8 protein-coding genes and 1 pseudogene are annotated in these 20,893 nt (G+C 73.0%); 8 read left to right on the top strand and 1 reads right to left on the bottom strand.

Annotation, left to right across the window (positions count from 1 at the left end; translation table 11 throughout):
- The 5 genes and pseudogenes from ACIBO1_RS29865 to ACIBO1_RS29845 form a co-directional block, all read left to right on the top strand.
- Positions 1–2,531 (top strand): type I polyketide synthase (locus ACIBO1_RS29865; protein ID WP_396752294.1); only part of this gene is annotated, 2,531 nt, incomplete at its 5' end.
- Positions 2,532–2,664: 133 nt separating this feature from the next.
- Positions 2,665–7,974 (top strand): annotated as a pseudogene (locus ACIBO1_RS29860) (type I polyketide synthase); the annotation flags it as partial.
- Positions 7,971–11,111: a type I polyketide synthase gene (locus ACIBO1_RS29855; RefSeq protein WP_396752291.1), complete on the top strand. Its 3,141-nt coding sequence runs from the start codon at positions 7,971–7,973 to the stop codon at positions 11,109–11,111. The pseudogene ACIBO1_RS29860 and the gene ACIBO1_RS29855, both read left to right, overlap by 4 nt.
- Positions 11,104–11,883 carry an arylamine N-acetyltransferase gene (locus tag ACIBO1_RS29850; RefSeq protein ID WP_396752289.1) on the top strand — a complete coding sequence of 260 codons (780 nt, stop codon included), beginning with the start codon at positions 11,104–11,106 and terminating at the stop codon, positions 11,881–11,883. The genes ACIBO1_RS29855 and ACIBO1_RS29850 overlap by 8 nt, the downstream gene beginning before the upstream one ends.
- A 7-nt stretch (positions 11,884–11,890) precedes the next feature.
- Complete coding sequence (locus ACIBO1_RS29845) at positions 11,891–13,441, top strand: bifunctional 3-(3-hydroxy-phenyl)propionate/3-hydroxycinnamic acid hydroxylase (RefSeq protein WP_396752287.1); 1,551 nt, start codon at positions 11,891–11,893, stop codon at positions 13,439–13,441.
- 6 nt (positions 13,442–13,447) lie between these two features.
- Here ACIBO1_RS29845 and ACIBO1_RS29840 read toward each other — a convergent pair whose 3' ends face one another.
- Positions 13,448–14,341, bottom strand: coding sequence for a shikimate dehydrogenase (locus tag ACIBO1_RS29840; RefSeq protein WP_396752285.1), 894 nt, complete (start codon positions 14,339–14,341; stop codon positions 13,448–13,450).
- 70 nt (positions 14,342–14,411) lie between these two features.
- On the opposite strand from ACIBO1_RS29840, the gene ACIBO1_RS29835 reads away from it, so the two are divergent.
- The 3 genes from ACIBO1_RS29835 to ACIBO1_RS29825 all read left to right on the top strand — a co-directional run bounded on the left by ACIBO1_RS29835 (position 14,412) and on the right by ACIBO1_RS29825 (position 20,873).
- A complete protein-coding gene (locus ACIBO1_RS29835; protein ID WP_396752283.1) occupies positions 14,412–14,900 on the top strand; it encodes a MarR family winged helix-turn-helix transcriptional regulator in 489 nt (162 codons plus the stop codon).
- Between the two features lie 204 nt (positions 14,901–15,104).
- Positions 15,105–15,620: a hypothetical protein gene (locus ACIBO1_RS29830; RefSeq protein ID WP_396752281.1), complete on the top strand. Its 516-nt coding sequence runs from the start codon at positions 15,105–15,107 to the stop codon at positions 15,618–15,620.
- 36 nt (positions 15,621–15,656) lie between these two features.
- Positions 15,657–20,873: a hypothetical protein gene (locus tag ACIBO1_RS29825; RefSeq protein ID WP_396752278.1), complete on the top strand. Its 5,217-nt coding sequence runs from the start codon at positions 15,657–15,659 to the stop codon at positions 20,871–20,873.
- Positions 20,874–20,893: the final 20 nt, after the last annotated feature.

Raw genomic sequence — 20,893 nt, 5'->3', positions numbered from 1 at the left:
CCGGCCGACTCTCCACCACCACCCACCCCTGGCTCACCGACCACCGCGTCAACGACACCACCCTCCTACCCGGCACCGCCCTCATCGACATGCTGCTGCACGCCGGCGCCGAGACGGGCTGCGACACCCTCGACGAACTGCTGACCGAGGCGCCGCTGCCGCTGCGCTCCGAGCGCGCGGTGGTGGTCCAGGTGAGCGTCGGCCCCGCCGACGCCGACGGCCGACGCACGGCCGTCCTGCACTCCCGTCCCGAGACGGGCGGTAGCTGGGTGCGGCACGTCAGCGGCATCCTCGCCCCCGGCTCGCCCGCTGTCCCGGCGACCCAGGACAGCTGGCCTCCGGCCGGGGCCCGACCGGTCGACGTGACCGGCTTCTACGACGAGCTGGCCGACCGTGGCTACGCCTACGGTCCCGCCTTCCAAGCGGTTCGCGCCGCCTGGATCCTCGACGGGGAGATCTTCGCCGAGGTGGCGCTGGCCGCGGAACAGCGCGACGAGGCACCGGGGTACGGGGTGCACCCGGCCCTGCTCGACGCCGCACTGCAAGTCACCAACCTCGGTGATCTGCCACAGCCTCGGCCGGGCGAGACCCTGCTGCCGTTCGCCTGGACCGGAGTGGCGTTGCACGCCACCGGCGCGACCACCGCCCGGGTCCGCGCCACCGCCTCACCCACCGGCGAGATCTCACTGCGGATGACCGACCCGGCCGGAGAGCCGGTGCTCTCGGTCGCCGGCATGACCCTGCGCGCGGCACCCGCCGTCGCGTTCGACACCGACCACGGCCTGCCCCCGGACGCGCTGTTCGGCCTCCACTGGGTGCCGGCCGCACCGACCGGCCCGGGCGTCCCGGCTGCGGTCGACGTCCTGGACCTGACCGGCGAGTCCCCGGACACCGACCCGGCCCTGCAGGCCCGGCGACTCACCGCCCGGTTCCTGCGCTGGCTCGCCGCCCGCGGCGAGGACGCGCCGGTCGGCGTCGTGCGCTGCCGGGACACGGACACCGATCCCGCCGCCGGTGCCCTCGCCGGGCTGGTCCGGTCGGCACAGACCGAGGACCCGGGTCGGCTGGTGCTGGTCGACGACGACGAGTCCTGGACCGGCGAGCACGCCGCCACCGTGATCACGCTCGGCGAACCGCAACTACGCCTGCGCGACGGCGAGTTCACGGTACCCCGGCTGGTCCGTGCCGAGACCAGCACCGATCCCGCCGCCGGACGCCCGCTCGATCCCGAGGGCACCGTCCTGGTGACCGGCGGCACCGGCACCCTCGGCGGCCTCCTGGCCCGGCATCTCGTCACGCGCCACGGCGTGCGGCGACTGATCCTCGCCGGACGCCGCGGCCCGGCGGCGCCCGGCGTGGCCGCGCTGACCGCGGAGCTGACCGCGCTCGGTGCCGAGGTCCGCGTCGTCGCGGCCGACGTCGCCGACCGGGCCCGGCTCGCCGCGCTGCTCGCCGAGGTACCGCCCGCGCATCCGTTGACCGCCGTGGTGCACGCCGCCGGCACGCTCGACGACGCGCTCGTCGCCAACCTCGACGAGGCCAGGCTGGACACGGTGCTGCGCCCCAAGGCCGACGCGGCCTGGCACCTGCACGAGCTGACCGCCGGACTCGACCTCGCCGCGTTCGTGCTCTTCTCCTCCGGGGCCGGGCTGTTGGGCGGGGCGGGCCAGGGCAACTACGCGGCCGCCAACGCGTTCCTCGACGCGCTCGCCACCCATCGGCGGGAGCGCGGCCTGCCGGCCCTCTCGCTCGCCTGGGGCCTCTGGGCGGACAGCAGCCAGCTGACCGGCCGGCTCGGCGAGAACGACCTGCGCCGTAGCCGGGAGAGCGGCACCCTACCGCTCACCGCCGCCGAGGCGCTGGCCATCTTCGACGCGGCGCTCGGCCGGTCCGAGCCGGTCCTGCTGGCCAGCCGTCTCGACACCGCCGTGCTGCGGCGACTGGCCGACACCGGCGACCTGCCCCCACTGCTGCGCGGACTGGTACGTCGGCCGGCCCGCGTCGTCGCGTCGTCGCCAGTGGACTCCGGCGGGCTCACCGACCGCCTGGCGGCGCTGGAGCCGCCCCGGCGGTACGAGGAGGTGCTCGACCTGGTCCGCCGTACGGCGGCCACGGTCCTCGGGCACACCACGGGCAGTGGCATCCCGGCCGAGCAGCCCTTCAAGGACGTGGGCTTCGACTCGCTCACCGCCGTGGAGCTGCGCAACCGGCTCGCCCTCGCCACCGGCGTCCGGCTACCCGCCACGTTCGTCTTCGACTACCCCAGTCCCGTCGCCGTGGCCCGGGACCTGCTCCAGCGGATGGGACTCGACCGCTCCGCCGCCGGGCTGGTCGAGGAACAGTTGGACCGGCTCGCAGCGCTGCTGGGCGGCACCGAACTGGACGAGACGGACCGCACCGCGATCGGTGCCCGCCTGCGCCAGCTCACCGCCGACTGGAACTCCGCGCCCGACGAGAGAGCCGTCGACCTCGCCGCCGCGAGCGACGAGGAGATCTTCGACCTGGTCGACAGCGAGCTGGGCGTGCGGTGACCCCATGCCCCGCCGGGACCCGACCCCGGTAACACCTGCACCGCGCACCGTACCCGCCCGACCGGCGGGCGCGGGGCAGCACCTCCCAGGAGGCGGGCCGGCCGGTCCGCACCGCCGACGGCAAGGAATCGCCATGTCAAACGACGCGAAGCTCCGCGACTACCTGAGACGCACCGTCGCCGACCTGCAACGGGCCAACCGCCGCCTGCGCGAGCTGGAGGACGACCGGCACGAGCCCATCGCCATCGTCGGGATGGCCTGCCGGCTACCCGGTGGGGTGGACTCCCCGGAGGACCTGTGGCGTCTGGTCTCCGGCGGTGTGGACGGCATCTCCGAGTTCCCGACCGACCGGGGCTGGGCCCCCGACCTGTACGACCCCGACCCCGACCGGCCCGGTCACTCGTACGCCAAGGAGGGCGGCTTCCTCGACGACCCCGCCGGATTCGACGCCGCCCTCTTCGGGATCTCACCCCGAGAGGCGCTCGCCATGGACCCCCAGCAGCGCCTGCTCCTGGAAACCTCGTGGGAGGTGTTCGAGCGCGCGGGGCTTGACCCGTCGTCACTCAACGGCCAGCCGGTGGGGGTCTTCACCGGGGTGATGTACCACGAGTACGGCGCCAACCTGGACCGGCTGCCACCGGGCGCGGAGGGGTACTTCGGCATCGGCAACTCCGGCAGCGTCGCGTCCGGGCGGGTGGCGTACACCTTCGGTCTCTCCGGTCCGGCGGTCACCATCGACACCGCTTGCTCCTCCTCGTTGGTCGCCATTCACCTGGCCGGTCAGGCGCTGCGCAGCGGCGAGTGCGGCTTGGCGCTCGCCGGCGGCGTCACCGTCATGTCCACTCCGCAGATGTACGTCGCGTTCTCCCGGCAACGTGGGCTCGCCCCGGACGGCCGGTGCCGCGCGTTCGGCAGCGGCGCCGCCGGCACCGGCCTCTCCGAAGGGGTGGGTCTGGTGCTGCTCGAACGGCTCTCCGACGCCCGTCGCAACGGTCACGAGGTGCTGGCCGTCATCCGTGGCTCCGCCGTCAACCAGGACGGCCGTTCCAACGGGCTCACCGCACCGAACGGCCGCGCCCAGCAGCGGGCCATCCGCGCCGCGCTCGCCAACGCGCGACTCACCGTGTCCGACGTGGACGTCGTGGAGGCACACGGCACCGGCACCCGGCTCGGGGACCCCATCGAGGCCCAGGCGTTGCTCGCCACGTACGGCCAGGGCCGCGCGGCGCACGATCCGGTCTGGCTCGGCTCGCTCAAGTCCAACATCGGACACGCGCAGGCCGCCGCCGGAGTGTCCGGCGTGATCAAGATGGTGCTGGCGCTGCGGCACGGAGTCGTACCACCCACCCTGCACGCCGCCGAGCCCACCGCCGAGGTCGACTGGGACGCCGGCGCCGTACGTCTGGTGTCCGAGGGGCGGGACTGGCCCTCGACCGGACGCCCCCGCCGGGCCGCGGTCTCCTCGTTCGGGGTCAGCGGCACCAACGCCCACCTGATCCTCGAACAGACCGAGGCGGAGGAGCCCGCACAGGTCCCGACCGGGCATGAGCCGCCGGGCACTCTGCCCTGGATCCTCTCGGGCCACACCGCAGCGGCGCTGCGCGCCCGCGCCGTGGACCTGACCGAGGCGCTCCGGGCCGACCCCGCCCTACGCCCCGTCGACGTGGCCTGGTCTTTGGCCACCACCCGACCGCTGCTGGAACACCGCGCCGTGGTGGTGGCGGACGACCGCCAGGCCGCCCTCGACGGACTGCGGGCGCTGGCCGAGGAGGCCGGACATCCTCCCCGCCCGATCGTCGGGGTGCCCGTCGCCGGCCAACTCGCGCTGCTCTTCACCGGTCAGGGCAGCCAGCGGCCCAGAATGGGCCGCGAGCTGCGTGACCGCTTCCCCGCCTTCGCCGAGGCGTTCGCCGCCGCCTGCGCCGAACTGGACCGGCACCTGCCGAAACCCGTCGCCGAAGTGATCGACGGGGCACCCGACCTGCTGAACCGCACCGAGTTCACCCAGCCGGCGATCTTCGCCGTCGAGGTGGCGCTGTTCCGGCTGGCCGAATCATGGGGGGTGCGTCCCGGCCTGCTCGTCGGGCACTCCATCGGCGAGATCGCGGCCGCGCACGCCGCCGACGTGCTCGACCTGGCGGACGCGGCCCGCCTGGTGGCCGCCCGGGGGCAGCTCATGCAACGGCTTCCCTCCGGCGGCGCGATGGTCGCCGTGCAGGCGACGGAGATGGAGGTGGCGGCGTACCTCGACGACAACGTCGGGCTGGCCGCCGTCAACGGTCCACGCTCGGTGGTGCTCTCCGGTGACGAGGCAAGGGTGCTGGCCACGGCTGCGGCGTTGGGCGAGCGCGGTCACCGGACGAAGCGGCTCGTCGTCTCGCACGCCTTCCACTCGCCGCTCATGGATCCGATGCTCGACGAGTTCCGCGCCGTCGCGCGGTCGGTGACGTACCGGCCGCCGACGGGCACCGTCGTCTCCACCGTCGACGGCAGGCCGGTCGGGGCCGAGCGCCTCTGCGACCCCGAGTACTGGGTGTCACACGTCCGGCAGCCGGTTCGGTTCCTGGACGCCGTCCGGGCCGCGTACGACCTCGGTGCCCGGACCTTCCTGGAGCCCGGACCCGGCGGCGTGCTCTGCGCCGCCGGCGCCGAGTGCGTACCGGACGACGCCGACGCGGCCTTCGTGTCGATGCTGAACGGTGACGAGGTCGCGAGCGCCCTGTCCGCCGCCGGAGCGCTGCTCGTCCGTGGCGTGCCCGTCGCCCGCGCGGCGTTGCTCGCGGACGCCGGTGGCCGGCACGTGCCCCTGCCCACCTATCCGTTCCAGCGGCGGTCCTACTGGCTGCGTGAGCGCGCGGCACCGACCGGCGGCGGCCTGCGTCCGGCCGGGCACCCGCTGCTCGACGCCGTCACCGAACTGCCGGCCGACGGTGGCCTGCTCGGCACCGCACGGATCTCGCTGCACACCCATCCGTGGCTCGCCGACCACGCGGTGGAGGGCGTGCCGTTACTGCCGGCGTCCGCGCTGGTCGAGATGGTCCTGCGGACCGCCCGGGAGGTCGACTGTGCACACCTCGACGAACTGCTCGTCGAGGCCCCGCTGGCGCTACCGCCGAACGGCGCGGTACGCGTACAGGTCACCGTGGGGGGCGCCGACGACAGCGGCCGACGCACGGTCGACGTCCACTCCGCACCGGCGGGCGACGAGGACGGCCTCGCCACGTGGACCCGGCACGCCACGGGACACGTCTCCCCGTACGCCCCCACCCTGCCCGACGCTGCGCAGGAGTGGCCGCCGCCCGGCGCGAACCCCGTGCCGCTGGACTCGTTCTATGCCGACGCTGCGGCGACCGGTCTCGGCTACGGGCCCGCGTTCCGCAACCTCCGCATGCTCTGGCGTCGGGGCGAGGAGTTGTTCGCCGAGGTTCGTCTGGACGGGGACCAGCAGGACGAGGCGTCCCGTTTCGGCCTGCATCCGGCCCTGCTCGACTCCGCCCTGCAACCGGTGCTCGCCGCCGAGCCGGCCGGTGACGTACCGGTCCGGCTCCCGTTCGCCTGGACCGGTGTCACGCTCGCGCCCACCGGGACGTCCGCGCTGCGGGTACGGCTCGTCCCGGCCGGGACCGGCGCCATCACCCTGGAACTGACCGGCGAACAGGGCACGCCGGTCGGTCACGTGGCGCGTCTGGTCTCCCGGCCGCTCGCCGAGACGAACGTCCAACTGCGCGCCGCGACCGTGGCACAGTGCCTGTTCCGGCCCGGCCTGGTCGCACTGACGCTCCCGCCGGACCTCACCGGCGACGGCGCGCGGATCGTCGACCTGACCGACGTCGGTGCGGACCCGGGTCCGGACGCGCTGCGAGGCGCCGTGACCGAACTGCTGCCCCGGCTGGCCACCGACGGGGACCGGCTCGTGGTCGCCGTCCGGGACACCGCCGACGACCCGGTCGCCGCCGGGCTCGCCGGTCTGGTGCGCTCGGCGCAGTTGGAGGCCCCGGGCCGGTTCGTCCTGCTGGACGTGGAGGACCCGACCCGGATCGGACCGCTGTCCGCCGCCGCGCTCACCACCGACGAGCCCGAGATAGTGGTGCGCGCAGGCGCCGCGTGGGTGCCGCGGCTGGAACGGACCGGTGCCGCCCCCGCCGCCCCCGCCCGAGGCTGGGACCCCGAGGGCACCGTGCTCGTCACCGGAGGCACCGGCGCACTCGGCGCGCTCTTCGCCCGGCACGCCGTCACCGGGTACGGTGCCCGCCGCCTGCTCCTGGTGAGCCGGCGTGGCCCGGCCGCCCCTGGTGCCGGGGCCCTCGCCGACGAGCTGACCGCGCTCGGCGCGGACGTCCGGATCGTCGCCTGCGACGTCACCGACCGTGACGCCCTGGCGGGGTTGCTCGCCGATGTGCCGCTCACCGCCGTGCTGCACACGGCCGGGGTGCTGGACGACGGCGTGATCTCCGCGTTGAGTGGCGCACGGTTCGACGCCGTCCTGCGGGCGAAGGCGGACGCCGCGTGGCACCTGCACGAGCTGACCCGCGACCGTGACCTGGCCGCCTTCGTGCTCTTCTCGTCCGTGGCCGGTCGGCTCGGCGGTGCTGGCCAGGCCAACTACGCCACGGCGAACGGATACCTGGACGGGCTGGCGGCACACCGGCGCGCATCCGGCCTGCCGGCGCTCTCCATCGCCTGGGGGTTGTGGGATCGCGACGGCGGAATGGCCGGCACCATCGCCGCCACCGGCCGCCGCCGGATCGGCGAGTCCGGGCTGCGACCGCTGTCGGCGGAGGCCGGGTTGGCCCTGTTCGACGCCGCTCTGGCCGGCGACGACCCGGTCGTGGTGGCGGCGCGGGTGGACCTGTCCGCCGGCAGCGCGGTGCCCCGACAGCTGCGCCACCTCGCCCGTGGCGCGGAACGTCCGGCCTCGGCGGGGGAACCTCTGCCCACCCGGCTACGTCGGATGTCCGCCGAGGAGAGAGACCGGGCTCTGTTGGACCTCGTGGTCGGCGGCGCGACCGGTGTCCTCGGTCACGGCGAGGCGGACCGTGTCGAGGCCGACCGTGCCTTCAGGGACCTCGGCTTCGACTCGCTCACCTCGATCGAGCTGCGGAACCACCTGTCGACGACGACCGGTGTGCCGCTGGCCGCCACGCTCGTCTTCGACCATCCCACGCCGCTGGCGGTGGCCCGACACCTCGCCGAGCTGCTGGCCCCCGACGACCCCGTGCGGCACGACCGTGACCCGGGCGGTGGCGAGGACGAGACGGAGATCCGGCGCCTGCTGGCGGAACTGCCCCTGGACCGTCTGCGCGCGCTGGGTGTGGTCGACGCGGTGCGGCGCGGTATCGCCCCCGTGCGGGACGACGCCGACGACCCGGTGGGCCAGATCGCACGAATGGGTGTCGACGAGCTTCTGGCCCGGGCGCTCGGCCCGACGACCGAGCCGGCATGACCGATCGGATCCGCATCGCAGCACCGGAGGGAGTGCAGGCAGTGAACGAGGAGAAGCTGGTCGAGGCGCTACGGGCCTCGCTGATCGAGAACGAGCGGTTGCGCAAGGAGAACCAGTGGCGGACCGCCCCGCCCGAGCCGATCGCGATCGTCGGCATCGGGTGCCGGTTTCCCGGCGGGGTGACGAGCCCCGACGAACTGTGGCAGCTGGTCACCGAGGGGCGTGACGCGATCGGGGAGTTCCCCGCCGGCCGGGGATGGGACCTGGAGGCCGTCTACCACCCGGAGCGTGACCGCCCCGGCCGTTCCTACGTGCGGCACGGCGGCTTCCTCTACGACGCCGACCAGTTCGACGCACCATTCTTCGGCATCTCCGCCCGGGAGGCGCTGGCGATGGACCCCCAGCAACGGCTGCTGCTGGAGACGGCCTGGGAGACGATCGAACGGGCCGGGATCGATCCGGCCAGCCTGCACGGCAGCGACACCGGACTCTTCGTCGGCGCCATGTACCACGACTACGCCGCACACGTCACCAGCGTCCCCGACGGGGTGGAGGCGTACCTCGGCGGAGGCAGCTCCGGCAGCATCCTCTCCGGCCGGGTCGCGTACACGATGGGCCTGCACGGCCCGGCCGTCACGCTCGACACCGCCTGCTCCTCCTCCCTGGTGGCGCTTCACCTCGCCGCCGCGGCGCTGCGGCGCGGGGAGTGCGAACTGGCGCTCGCCGGCGGGGTGACGGTCATGGCGCATCCCACCGCCTTCGTGGAGTTCTCCCGCCAGCGGGCACTCGCCGCCGACGGCCGGATCAAGGCGTACGCGGACGCGGCCGACGGCACCGCGTGGGCCGAGGGCGCCGGGCTGCTGCTGCTTGAGCGGCTGTCGGACGCCGAGCGGCACGGACATCCGGTGCTGGCCCTGATCCGTGGCAGCGCGATCAACCAGGACGGTGCCTCCAACGGCCTGACCGCCCCGAGCGGTCCCGCCCAGGAGCGGCTGATCCGTCGCGCCCTGGCCGACGCCGGTCTGCGCGCCTCCGATGTGGACCTCGTCGAGGGGCATGGCACCGGTACCGTCCTCGGCGATCCGATCGAGGCGCAGGCGGTGCTCGCCACGTACGGGCAGGGTCGGCCGGTGGACCGCCCGGTCTGGCTCGGCTCGATCAAGTCGAACATCGGGCACGCGCAGGCCGCCGCGGGGGTGGCCAGCGTGGTCAAGACCGTCCTCGCGCTCCGCCACGGTGTCCTGCCGCCGAGCCTGCACGTCGACGAGCCGTCGTCGAAGGTGGACTGGTCGGTCGGGGCGGTCCGGCTGGCGACCGAGCAGCGTCCGTGGCCCGAGGTGGGCCGCCCACGTCGGGCGGCGGTCTCGTCGTTCGGGGTGAGCGGCACCAACGGCCACGTGATCCTGGAGCAGTACGTGCCCACCACGACCGACGAGCTGCGGGAGGCGAGCGGTCCGGTGCTCGTGCCGCTGCCGTTGGCTGCCCGCGCCACGGAGGCGCTGCGCGGCCAGGCCGACCGGCTCCGGCGTCGCATCGAGGACGATCCCACGGTGCGCCTGGCCGACCTCGGCCTCTCCCTGGGCACCACCCGTACCGCGTTCCCGCACCGGACGGTCGTGGTCGCCACCGACCGGGCCGAGGCCCTGGGCGCCCTCGCCTCGCTGGCCGCCGGCGAGCCTGCTCCCCACGTCGTGAGCGGACGCGCCCTCCCGGGTCGTCTCGCGGTGATCTTCACCGGTCAGGGCAGCCAACGCCCCGGGATGGGCCGGCAGCTGTACCAGGCGTTCCCCGAATTCCGGCGGACCTTCGACGCCGTCTGCGCGGAACTGGACGCCGCCCTCGCCGGTCACGTGCCCCACCCGGTCGCCGAGGTCGTCTTCGCCGCCCCGGGCACGGACCTCGCCGCCCGGCTGGACGACACGGTCTACACCCAGACCGGTCTGTTCGCGCTGGAGGTGGCCCTGTTCCGGCTGCTGGAGTCCTGGGGCGTGCGCCCCGACGTGGTCGCTGGGCATTCGGTCGGCGAGGTGGTGGCGGCGCACGCCGCCGCCGTGCTCGGACTCCCGGACGCCGCCCGGCTGGTGGCCGCTCGTGCCCGACTCATGCAGGCGCTGCCCACCGACGGTGGCGCGATGATCGCCCTGCAGGCGTCGGAGCAGGAGGTGGCGCCGTTGCTCAGCGACCGCGTCGGTCTGGCCGGCGTGAACGGACCCACCGCGGTGGTGGTCTCCGGCGACGTGGACGCGGTCGAGGCGGTCGCCGCACGGTTCGCGGCGACGGGCCGCAAGACCAAACGGCTGGCGGTGTCGCACGCCGGTCATTCCCACCGGATGGAGCCGATGCTCGCCGAACTCGGGGCCGTCGCGGCCGGTCTGACGTACGCGGCACCGACTCTCCCGCTGGTGTCGACCCTGACCGGTCGGGAGGCAGGCGCAACCGAGCTGGCCGACGCGGCGCACTGGACCGGGAACGTCCGCCGCCCGGTCCGGTTCCTGGAGGCGGTCCGGGAGCTGCAGGCGCGTGGGGTCACCACCTTCCTTGAGGTGGGGCCCGGCGGTGTGCTCAGCGGCATGGGCCCGCACTGCCTGAGCGAGCCGACCGACGACGTCGAGTTCGTCCCGGCCATGCGGGAGGCCGACGAGCCTCGCGCCGCCGTCGCCGCGCTGGGGCACCTGCACGTCCGCGGGCACGCGGTGGACTGGCCGGCCTTCTTCGCCGGTCATCGGGCGCGTCGCGTCGAGCTGCCGACGTACGCGTTCGATCGCAAGAGGTTCTGGTTGCAGTCCGGCAGCGTCACGAGAGAGGTCACCCACGCCATGCCCACCGAAGAACCCGAGACGGCACCGCTCGCGCAGCTGGCCGGCCTGGACGAACCCGCACGCCGCAAGGTGCTGCTGGAACTGGTCCTCGCGGAGGCGACGATCGCCGCGGAGGAGGCCCTGCAGACCCCGCTCGATGCGGAGAGTCCCTTCTTCGAGGTCGGCTTCAATTCGCTGTCCGCCGTCGAGGTGCGCAACCGCCTAGTTCAGGCGACCGGCCTGTCCCTGACGCCGATGCTGCTGTTCGACTACCCGACCCCGGAGATGGTCGTGGACTACCTGGTCATCCTGATCGACGAGGAGCGCGCAGATGTTTGACGTGGACAAGTACCTGGCGGTGATCGGCCATACCGGTCCGGTCAACACCGACCTCGCCACCCTGCGGGCGGTGCAGAAACGACACCTGATGTCGATACCCTTCGACAACGCCGTCTACGGCGCGGTGGATCGCGGTATGGCCATCTGGGACGAGGTGGACATCGACGGCGACGCGATGTTCGACACCATCGTCACCGGCGGGCGCGGTGGCATCTGCTACGAGCTCAACGGCCTGTTCCGACTGCTGTTGCAGGGGCTCGGCTTCGACTACCGGATCTTTGCCGGCGCGATCCGACAGGTCAACGGCGCGTTCGGCCCCGACCTGGAGCACATCTTCGGCTGCGTGCTGCTCGACGGCGAGACCTGGCTGGTGGACGTGGGCATCGGCGCTCCCTGCTACTCGGAGCCGCTGCGGGTCTGCGACGAGGAGCAGGAGCAGTACGGCGTCCGCTACCGCATGACGGAGGAGGACGGCTACCGTGTCGTCTACCGCCGCCCCGCCAACGGTGACTGGCAGGTCCTCTACCGCTTCCGTCCCCAGTTCCGAGACATCGGCGAGTGGCACGACCCGGACCCCGCGCTGGTCGAGTTCCCGCCGGATCTGATCGCACCGGGCACGTTCATCCGCAGCCGGGGCACGGCCACCGGACAGCTCGTGTTGACCGGGCGTCGCTTCCTTCGCCTCGACAACGGCCACGAGGAAGTGCGTGTGCTGGTCAAGCAGCCGGACCTGGACGCGGCCGTGGACCTGATCCTGAACGGGCGGGGATGAGGACCCGATGACCACGGACGTGCTGATCGTCGGGTACGGCCCGGTCGGTCAGGTGCTGGCCCTGCTGCTCGCGCAGCGGGGTCACCGGGTCACCGTGCTGGAGAAGTGGCAGCGCCCGTTCCCGATGCCCCGGGCGGTCTCCTTCGACGGCGAGTCCGCACGGATCCTGGCCGCCGCCGGTGTCGGGCGCGAACTCGGCGACGCCGGCGAGCCGTCGCGGGACTACATCTGGCGCAACGCCCGAGGCGACGTCCTGTTGTCGGTCGACGTCGCCGAGCACGGCCAGTGCGGATGGCCGGACTCCACCTCGATGTACCAGCCGGGGCTGGAGGAGGCGCTCGCCCGACGGGGCGCCGACCACCCGTCGCTGACGGTGCTGCGTGGTCGGGAGGTGGTGGAGATCACCGAGGAGAGCGACGCCTGCGTGGTCACCGCCGCCGACCGGTCCGGCTCCCACACGATCCACCGGGCCCGGTGGCTGGTCGGCTGCGACGGCGCGAACAGCTTCGTCCGCTCCCAGATGGGCGTCGACGAGGTGGACCTCGGCTTCTCCAACGACTGGTTGACCTGCGACGTGACCCTCCGCGAGCCGCGCGTCTTCACCCCGAACAACCTGCAGATCTGTGATCCGGTGCGGCCCACCACGGCGGTCTCGGCCGGTCCCGGACATCGGCGCTGGGAGTTCATGCGCGTCCCGGGCGAGACCGTGGCGGAACTGGACAGCCGGGAGGCCGCCTGGCGGCTGCTGGCCCCGTTCGACATCCACCCGGGCAACGCGGTGCTGGCACGGCACGCCGTCTACACCTTCCAGGCCCGGTACGCCGAGCGTTGGCGGGCCGGCCGGATGCTGATCGCGGGCGACGCCGCCCACCGGATGCCGCCGTTCGCCGGTCAGGGCATGTGCTCCGGCTTCCGGGACGCGGCGAACCTGGCCTGGAAGCTGGACCTGGTGCTGTCCGGACACGCGGGGGACGCGTTGCTCGACACCTACGAGGTCGAGCGGCGCGCGCACGTCCAGCACGCGATCCTCATGTCGGTGAACCTCGGCCGCGTCATCTGCCAACCCGATCCGGCGGCTGCCGCCGACCGGGACGCGGCCATGCTGGCCAACCGGCGGCGGATGGCCGGCCGCCCCCAGGACCCCCCGATGTACCAGCCGCTCACCACCGGACTACGAGCCGACAGCCGAGCGGCGGGTTGGCTGGTTCCTCAGGGCAGGGTCACCGCCGGCGGGGTGACCGGGCTCTTCGACGACGTGGTCGGCCGAGGGCTGATCCTGCTGGTGACGCCGGAAGTGGCTGCGGGGCTCAGCGGAGAGACCGTGGCCTTCCTGCGGGCGCGGGACGGGCAGGTGGTCGTCCTGGGCGAGGGGAGTGGGCAGTGGGCCGACACGGAGGGGACCTACCGACGTCTGCTGGCCCGAGCCGGCTGCCGCGGCCTGCTGGTCCGTCCCGACCACTACGTCTACGGCGGTGGCCGTACCGCCGCGGAACTGGACGGCGTCGTGGCCGAACTGCGCCGGAGCCTCACGGCGCGGGTGTCGGGCGTCGCCCGGTAAACGCCGCTAACGAGGATCCGGGCGGTCCTCGGGTCGCCCCGTCGCCCGCCGCAGGTCCGCCAGCATCCGCACCGGGTCCGGCTCGACACCGGTGAAGAGGCGGAAACCCGCCGCCGCCTGGAACGCCAGCATGCCGACGCCGTTGAGGGTCCGGCAACCGGCCGCCCGGGCGGCGGCCAGCAGCGCCGTCTCCAGGGGCCGGTAGATGATGTCGGCCACCCACACTCCCGGCCGCAACTGTTCCGCGGGCAGCGGCATGCCCGGGGACTGTGCCATACCGACCGGAGTCGCGTTGACGATCCCGTCCACCTCCGACGCGGTCCGCTGGGTGGCGTCCACTGCAGTCGCCCGGCCGGGGCCGAACCGGTCGTTGAACGCCGTGGCCAGCTCGGCCGCTCGTTGCGGGATCGGGTCGGTGACATACAGTGACATGGTCCCCGTGTGGAGGAGGGCGTGGCCCACCGCCGCCCCGGCGCCGCCCGCCCCGAGCAGGAGCACCCGGTCCCGGCGGGCGTCCGGCAGCTCGTGGGCCAGACTCATCGCGAAGCCCCACCAGTCGGTGTTGTGCCCCATCGCGCCGGTACCGGTGAACGTCACGGTGTTGACCGCGCCGAGCGCGGCCGCCTCCGGGGAGAGTCGGTCCATCAGCGGAACGACCTGCTGCTTGCAGGGGTGGGTGACGTTGAGCCCGGTGAATCCCAGTGCCGGCGCCGACCGCACCAGCTCGGGCAGCGCGACCCCGGCGGCGACCGCTTCCCGCACGTCGACGGTGCGGTAGAACAGGCGGATACCGCGCCGGTCGGCCTCCGCCTCGTGCAGGGCCGGACTGAGCGAGCCGTGCACGTCGGTGCCGATCAACCCGATCAGGCAACGCGCGGGGCCTGGAGTGTCCGGGACCATGTGACGCCTCCGTAGGGACCTTCCGCATCGAAACCATCTGCTTCGGATGGGTCCTCGTTATGCTTGCAGGATGACCGCCACCGCGCCAGTGTCGTTGGACAACGACCTGATGTTTCTACTCTCCTGGGCGAGTCACGCGCTGGCCACGGAGCAGACCGCCGGACTGTCCGGTCTGGGGATCACCCCGCGCGCCTACTGCGTTCTGGTGAAAGCCATGGCGGCGGACACCACCCAGACCCAATTGGCCCAGCTCTGCGGGCTGGACAAGACCACCATGGTTGCCACCATGGACGAGCTGGAACGACTGCAGCTCGCGGAGCGCCGGCCATCGGCGACCGACCGCCGGGTACGGATCATCGCCGTCACGCCGAAGGGACGCCGGCTGGTGGCCAAAGCGGCGGACATCGTCTCTCAGATCCAGGACGACGTTCTCTCGGCCCTGCCCGTGGAGAACAGGCGGATCCTGATGGACAGCCTCGCGCAGCTCGTGGACGGCCGCCTGGCCAGCCTGGTCCCCTGCGAGCGGGCGCCGCGCCGCCGCGAGCGCCGACTGGCCTGAGCGCTGCTCCCGGCCCATGTCAGGGGCTTGATAGGGGTAGGCCGGCCCGCACCCTGACCGTAACGTCCCAGCCGTAGGCGACGGACGTGCGTGTCGTGGGGGATCGGTATGGGTTTGCTGACGCTCGACGCGACGGAACACTCCCCGGGGCCGACCACGGCGACCCGTCGGCGCCCACGCCGTCTCGTCCGTCTCGTTCTCGTGGTGGCCGCCACGTCCCTCGCCGCCGCCGGCCTGGTGCTCGCCGTGCGGGACGCCGTCACGCCGCCGTCCACCGCCACCGCCAGCCTCGCCGGCGTCACGCTCGCTCCCGGTGACGCCGGCTGGACCGCGATGGCGGCGCACCACATGGACGGCCAGGCCGGATACCAGATGCCGGCGCAGATGATGCCGGGCGCCCCGGAGGGCGGCGACATGCGGCTCGGCGTGCCGGTCACCCTGGTCAACTCGGGTCACACCGTCCGGGCGCTCGACCTGGTCGCCGAGGTGTCACTGGCCGGCGGCCGTATCGACGGCCGGGAACGGCCGCATTCGGACACCATCGGCCGGTTGGCCCGCCTGGCCCCGGGCACCGCCGTACACGGCGTGCTCTACTTCGACACCATCGTGCCCGGCCCGGACGACCCACCGCTGTACCTGACCTGGGAACGTGACGGCGGGGTACGGCGGCTGGAGCTCAGGATCTCCGGCGACGCCACCGGGCACCACGGCCACGGCTAGCTCTTCCCGCCCCGCCCGCACGACGAGGAGTCCTCGATGCGCGTATCGCGTCGGTCCACCCTGCCCGAGACCGGGACTGGAATCGCCCGTACCCGCCGTGCCGGCCCCGACGGCTACCGCAGCACACTGCTGCCGGCGTTGCTGCTGGCCGTCGGCGCTGCGTTCTGGCTGCACCGGGGCCTGTTCACCGATCCCCTTCCGGGGATGGTCGGACGTCTGCTGGTGGACGTGGCCGTCGCGCTGCCGCTGATGGCCATGGCGGTGGGTCTGGTCGATTCGCTGACCGTGCCGCGCGACCGTGTCCGCGGCGCCATCGGCGACCGGGCCGTCCGGTCCGCGGCACTCGCGGTCACCGCGGTCGTGTTCTACGTGCCGGCCGCAGCGGTACAGGCATTCCTCCGCACCGCCACCGAGACCAGCGCGACGCGCCCGCTGGCGGAGGCGCTCGCGACCGCCGTCCGGGCGGCTCCGGTGCTGCTGCTGGTCGCCACGATCTGCGTGCTGTTCGCCGAGTACGGCCTGCACCGCGTCCGGGATGACCTCGCACGTCCACCCGGCCCCGGTGACCGGCGCGTGCCGGGTCGGCTGGCCGCCACCGGGCTGCTGCTGTCGGCCATGCTCGTGGTGCCGACGGCCGGTGCGGAGCCGGTCTGGGCCGGCCCCACCGGCTGTGACAACGCCGCGCGCCGTACCTTCGACGTCTCGGCGATCAACCTGGACATCACGGTCAACCGGTTCGGCGACCACGACCCGTACGGCTTCATGTACGTACTCGCCGAGCGGGAGAACGACGTGCGCCGCCAGGAGGCCGCGCTGCTGGCCGCCTCGGCGATGGATCGGGACGACCCCGCCGCCGCGAAGGTCTCTGTCGGACTCGGCCAGGACCCGATCCAGCCGTTGGTGATTCGTGCCCGCCTGGGCGAGTGCGTGGTCATCAACCTCACCAACAAGCTCACCATGACACCGCGCGGTGGTCCGCTCGGCAACCCGGCGCTGCTACAGCCCGGCGGCGTGCCGTCGGTCTCCATCGACATGTCCGGGGTCGCGTACGACGCGGCCGGCGGCGACGGTGGGCAGGCGGTCGGCGCGAATCCCGTCGCGGTGATGGTCGCGCCCGGGCAGACCCGCCAGTACCGCTACTTCTTGGACCCGTCGATGGGGGAGGGCGCTAAGGTCTTCCAGAGCGGCGGTGAGTCGACCCAGTTGACCGCCCACGGGCTCTTCGGCGCGCTGGTCGCCGAACCCGCCGGAGCCCGGTGGTACGACCCGGTCACGGGTGTCGACCGTACCTCGGACACCGGCTGGAACAACTGGGAGGCGATGGTCAGACCCGGTGCCGGACCCGCATTCCGCGAGTTCACGCTGATGTACCACGAGATCGGCGACGTTAACTTCAACCTGCGGCGTCCACTGCGGGAGAACGACGAGGGCATCCCGATCGGTCAGGATCCGGGAGTACCCGTCGGCGACCAGGAGCAGTACGGGCGACCACTGCCGATGTTCGACGTCCGCCCGCCCACACCCCAGGTCCCGACCGAGGGCGGCGGAGGCACCAGCGCCTACCGACCGGCCAGCCGCGCGATCAACTACCGCAGCGAGTCGTTCCACCGTCGACTTCAGTTGGAGGCTCGACGCGGCAGCGCGGCGCAGCAGGCGAACAAGTCCCTGGCGTACAGCTCCTACACCTACGGTGACCCGGCCACCCCGATGCCCCGCTCCTACCTGGGCGAACCGACGAAGACCCGGGTCGTGCACGCCGGGTTCGAGCAGTTGCACGTCCACCACGTGCACGGCGGCGGAACGCGCTGGCTGGCCAACCCCGACGGCACCGACGCAGGAACCACGATCCGACTGGACTCACAGACGATCAGTCCACGGGAGAGCTTCGACCTGGTGCACGAGTGCGGCGCGGGCGGCTGCCAGCAGGCGGCGGGGGACTTCCTCTACCACTGTCACATCGGGCAGCACTACGTCGCCGGCATGTGGGGACTGTGGCGGGTCTTCGACACCGCACAATCCGACCTCGCCCCCTTGCCCGGGGCCGCGGCCCTGCCCGTCGGCGTGACCTCGGCGCAACTGATCGGCCACCGGGTGCAGGGCCGGGAGGTGGTCCCCCGCGCGCGCCTCAGAGACCCCTCCCGGCAGGTGGCGCTGGAGACCCTCGTCGAGGGGTACCTGCCGCCACCGGGCGCCCGGTGGGGCACCGAGACCGGCACCCCCGATCCGGACGACGCGACCGTATGGGACTGGGTGCGGTCGGGCCCGACGAACGCCCCGGTCTACCTCGGCGAGCCGGAGACGACCGAGACGTGGGCCAACTACCGCCCGAGTAACCCCGGCACGCGGCCCGAGATCCTGTTCAACCCGACGACCGGACGGCCGGCGTACCCGATGCTGCGCCCGCATCTGGGCATGCGTCCACCGTTCGCTCCGGGCGGCCACTCCGGCACGCCGGGTCTCGGGGACACCGCCGGGCGCGACAGCCCGAACGGCATCTGTCCGCAGCGGGCCCCGGTGCGACCGTTCGACATCACCGCGATATCGGTCGCGGTGCAGTCCACCGCGCGCGAACGAGACGATCACGGCCGGATCTTCGTGCTCAACGAGGACAAGGACGCGGTACGCGCCGGCACCAAACCCGTCGATCCCCTCGTGATCCGCTCGAACGTCGGCGACTGCGTGGCGCTGACCTTCGGCAGCGAGCTTGACCCGGCGGCACAGAGCAAGGTGAACATGCACACGCACCTGGTGCTCTTCGATCCGCTCGGGTCCGACGGTGTGGTGGCGGGTTTCGCGTACGAGCAGTCCGTCTTCGCGGCGGGCCGGGACGGCCGCCGACTCACCTCCGCGTCGGGCAGGCAGATCACCGTGGACACGGTCGGGAAGCTGCGTCCCGGTGTCGCGATCGGCATCGGTGTCGGCCGAAAGAACGTCGAGGTGCGGACGGTGACGGCCATCGAGGGTGACCGGCTCGTCCTGGACCGACCGCTGACGAAGAGCCACACGGCCGGCGAGCCGGTGACAGTGGAGTTCGTTCAGTACCGGTGGTATTCCGACATGGACACCGGCACCGTCTTCTGGCACGACCACGTGGATGCCATCCGGTCGTGGGCGCACGGGCTCTTCGCCGCCCACATCGTCGAGCCGCCCGGCTCCACCTACCATGATCCCCGCACCGGCAAGCAGGTCAAGAGCGGCACGATCGTCGACGTGGTGAACCGGTCGGGGTCGGTCGGGGTCGGCCAGGCCGGCGCGTTCCGCGAGTTCACGATCTTCTTGCACAACGGCAGGCGTGGACGCACCGAGCTGACCGCACCGCCCTCGGTCGACGGGCTGAATCCCTTCAACGCCGGGCAGGAGTGCGAGGAGGGGAGCATCAACCTGCGAGCCGCCCCGCTCGGCGAGCGAACACCGCCGGGAGCGACCCCGGCCGACCCCACCACCACCGACCAGCGACGCGAGTACAACGGGGCACGATGTCGCAACGCCTTCACCCGTACCCCGGCTCCGCCGGAACAAGCGGACGCGAACACCGTCCGCGCCACGGTGACCACGGTGGACCCGTACGTCTTCTCCTCCGTCAAGTACGGCGATCCGGACACTCCGTTGCTCCGGGCCTACCTGGGCGACCCGGTGGTGATCCGCACCGTCGGGGTCAACGACCGGGCGGAGTCGCTGCGGGTACAGGGCCATCGGTTCCGCAAGGAGCGTTTCGACCGTGCCGGGCAACTCGTCGACACGGCCACCACCGGCATCTCCGAGCGGTTCGACTTCGTGATGGACGGCGGTGCCGGCGGTCCGGCGCGCAGTCCGGGTGACTACCTGTACTACAGCACCCGAACGTTCGCGCTCGACAGCGGCGCGTGGGGGCTGTTCCGGGTACACGACCGGCGCCAGGCCGACCTTCGGCCGTTGCCCGGACACCGACCACCGGCACCGGGGGCGGGCTTCCCGCGACAGCGACCCGCGACCGGAGACACCCAGGCGGCACCCGGTCCGGATCCGGCGTCGGCCAGACGGGCCGACGGCACACCGGACCCCACGGTGGTCACCGCGACGTCGCCGACCTGCCCCGGCCCGGCCCGCCAGCTCCGGTACGACGTCTCCGTCATCAACCAGGAGCTACCCACCGCCCCGAACGCGGATCCGCACGGTGTGATCTATGTCCTCACCGCAGACGTCGCCGCCGTCAGAGCCGGACACAAATCGGTCGAACCGCTGGTGCTGCGGGCGAACGCAGGGGACTGTGTGGTGCTGACGTTGCGCAACCAGACCACTCCCGGTTCCCGCTACGGCGGCCACCGGGCCGGACTGGACCTGGCCAAGCTGCTGCGCAACCAGCAACTGGCCGCAGGGGCCGCGATCGGCCTGAACCCGGATCCGACCGTGGCGCCCGGGCAGACGGCGACGTACACCTTCCACGCCGACCGGGAACTGGGCGCCTCGTTGTTCCAGAACCTGGCGTCGGTGGCGTCGCTACGGCACGGCGGGTACGGCATGCTGATCGTGGAGCCGGCCGGTTCCACCTGGTCGGACAGTACGACCGGGAAACCGCTCGGACCGGACGCCACCAGCACCGGGGCGGTCATCCGGCCCCCCGGCGCACCGGCGTTCCGCGAGTTCGCGCTGCTCATGCAGACCACCGACCAGCACTTCGCGCGCGGTGTCCTGCCCTACGGCGAGTTCGTCGCCGGCAGCGGCGTGAACAGCCCGACGGCGGCCAACCGGCAGATCCCCCCGGTGCCCGGCGCGCCACCCGGCACCGAGGGCAACGCGGGATCGGCCGACAAGGCCTACAGCCACGTCAACTACCGCAGCGAACCGTTGACCGAGCGGCTGGGACTGACGGCTCATCCCGACGACTACACACGGGCGTCGGTGACCGGCTCCTTCGGTACGGCGTTCAGCTCGGCGGACCACGGTGAGCCCCGCACGCCGGTCCTGCGTGCGATCACCGGCGACCCGGTGGTTCTGCGCGTCGGCGTGGGCGCCTCCGACCAACTCCACCCGTTCACGGTCAGCGGGCACGCGTTCCGGCCGGAGCCACGCATCCACGGCTCGCCGCAGGTCTCGACCCGCACCCTCGGCGCGGGCGAGACGGTGGACGCCAGGCTGGGTGGGGCCGGGGGAGGAGCCGGCAACAGCGGCGACTACCTGTACGCCGATGCCCGGGCGCCGTTCGCCGCGGCCGGTATGTGGGGCATCCTGCGGGTGCTCCCATCCGGCAGGCCCGGCGGCGCCGCTCCCCTCTAGGGCCCGTTCCACCGGGCCCA

Source organism: Micromonospora sp. NPDC049903, from assembly GCF_044460945.1.
In the GTDB taxonomy this organism is placed as follows: domain Bacteria; phylum Actinomycetota; class Actinomycetes; order Mycobacteriales; family Micromonosporaceae; genus Micromonospora.
The sequence above is the reverse complement of the archived record's forward strand: the minus strand, read 5'-3'. Positions and strand labels throughout refer to the sequence as shown.

Coding starts and splice junctions, on each gene's coding strand:
- ACIBO1_RS29850 (WP_396752289.1), top strand. CDS start 11,104: ATGTTTGACGTGGACAAGTACCTGGCGGTGATCGGCCATACCGGTCCG.
- ACIBO1_RS29855 (WP_396752291.1), top strand. CDS start 7,971: ATGACCGATCGGATCCGCATCGCAGCACCGGAGGGAGTGCAGGCAGTG.
- ACIBO1_RS29825 (WP_396752278.1), top strand. CDS start 15,657: ATGCGCGTATCGCGTCGGTCCACCCTGCCCGAGACCGGGACTGGAATC.
- ACIBO1_RS29845 (WP_396752287.1), top strand. CDS start 11,891: ATGACCACGGACGTGCTGATCGTCGGGTACGGCCCGGTCGGTCAGGTG.
- ACIBO1_RS29840 (WP_396752285.1), bottom strand. CDS start 14,341: ATGGTCCCGGACACTCCAGGCCCCGCGCGTTGCCTGATCGGGTTGATC.
- ACIBO1_RS29835 (WP_396752283.1), top strand. CDS start 14,412: ATGACCGCCACCGCGCCAGTGTCGTTGGACAACGACCTGATGTTTCTA.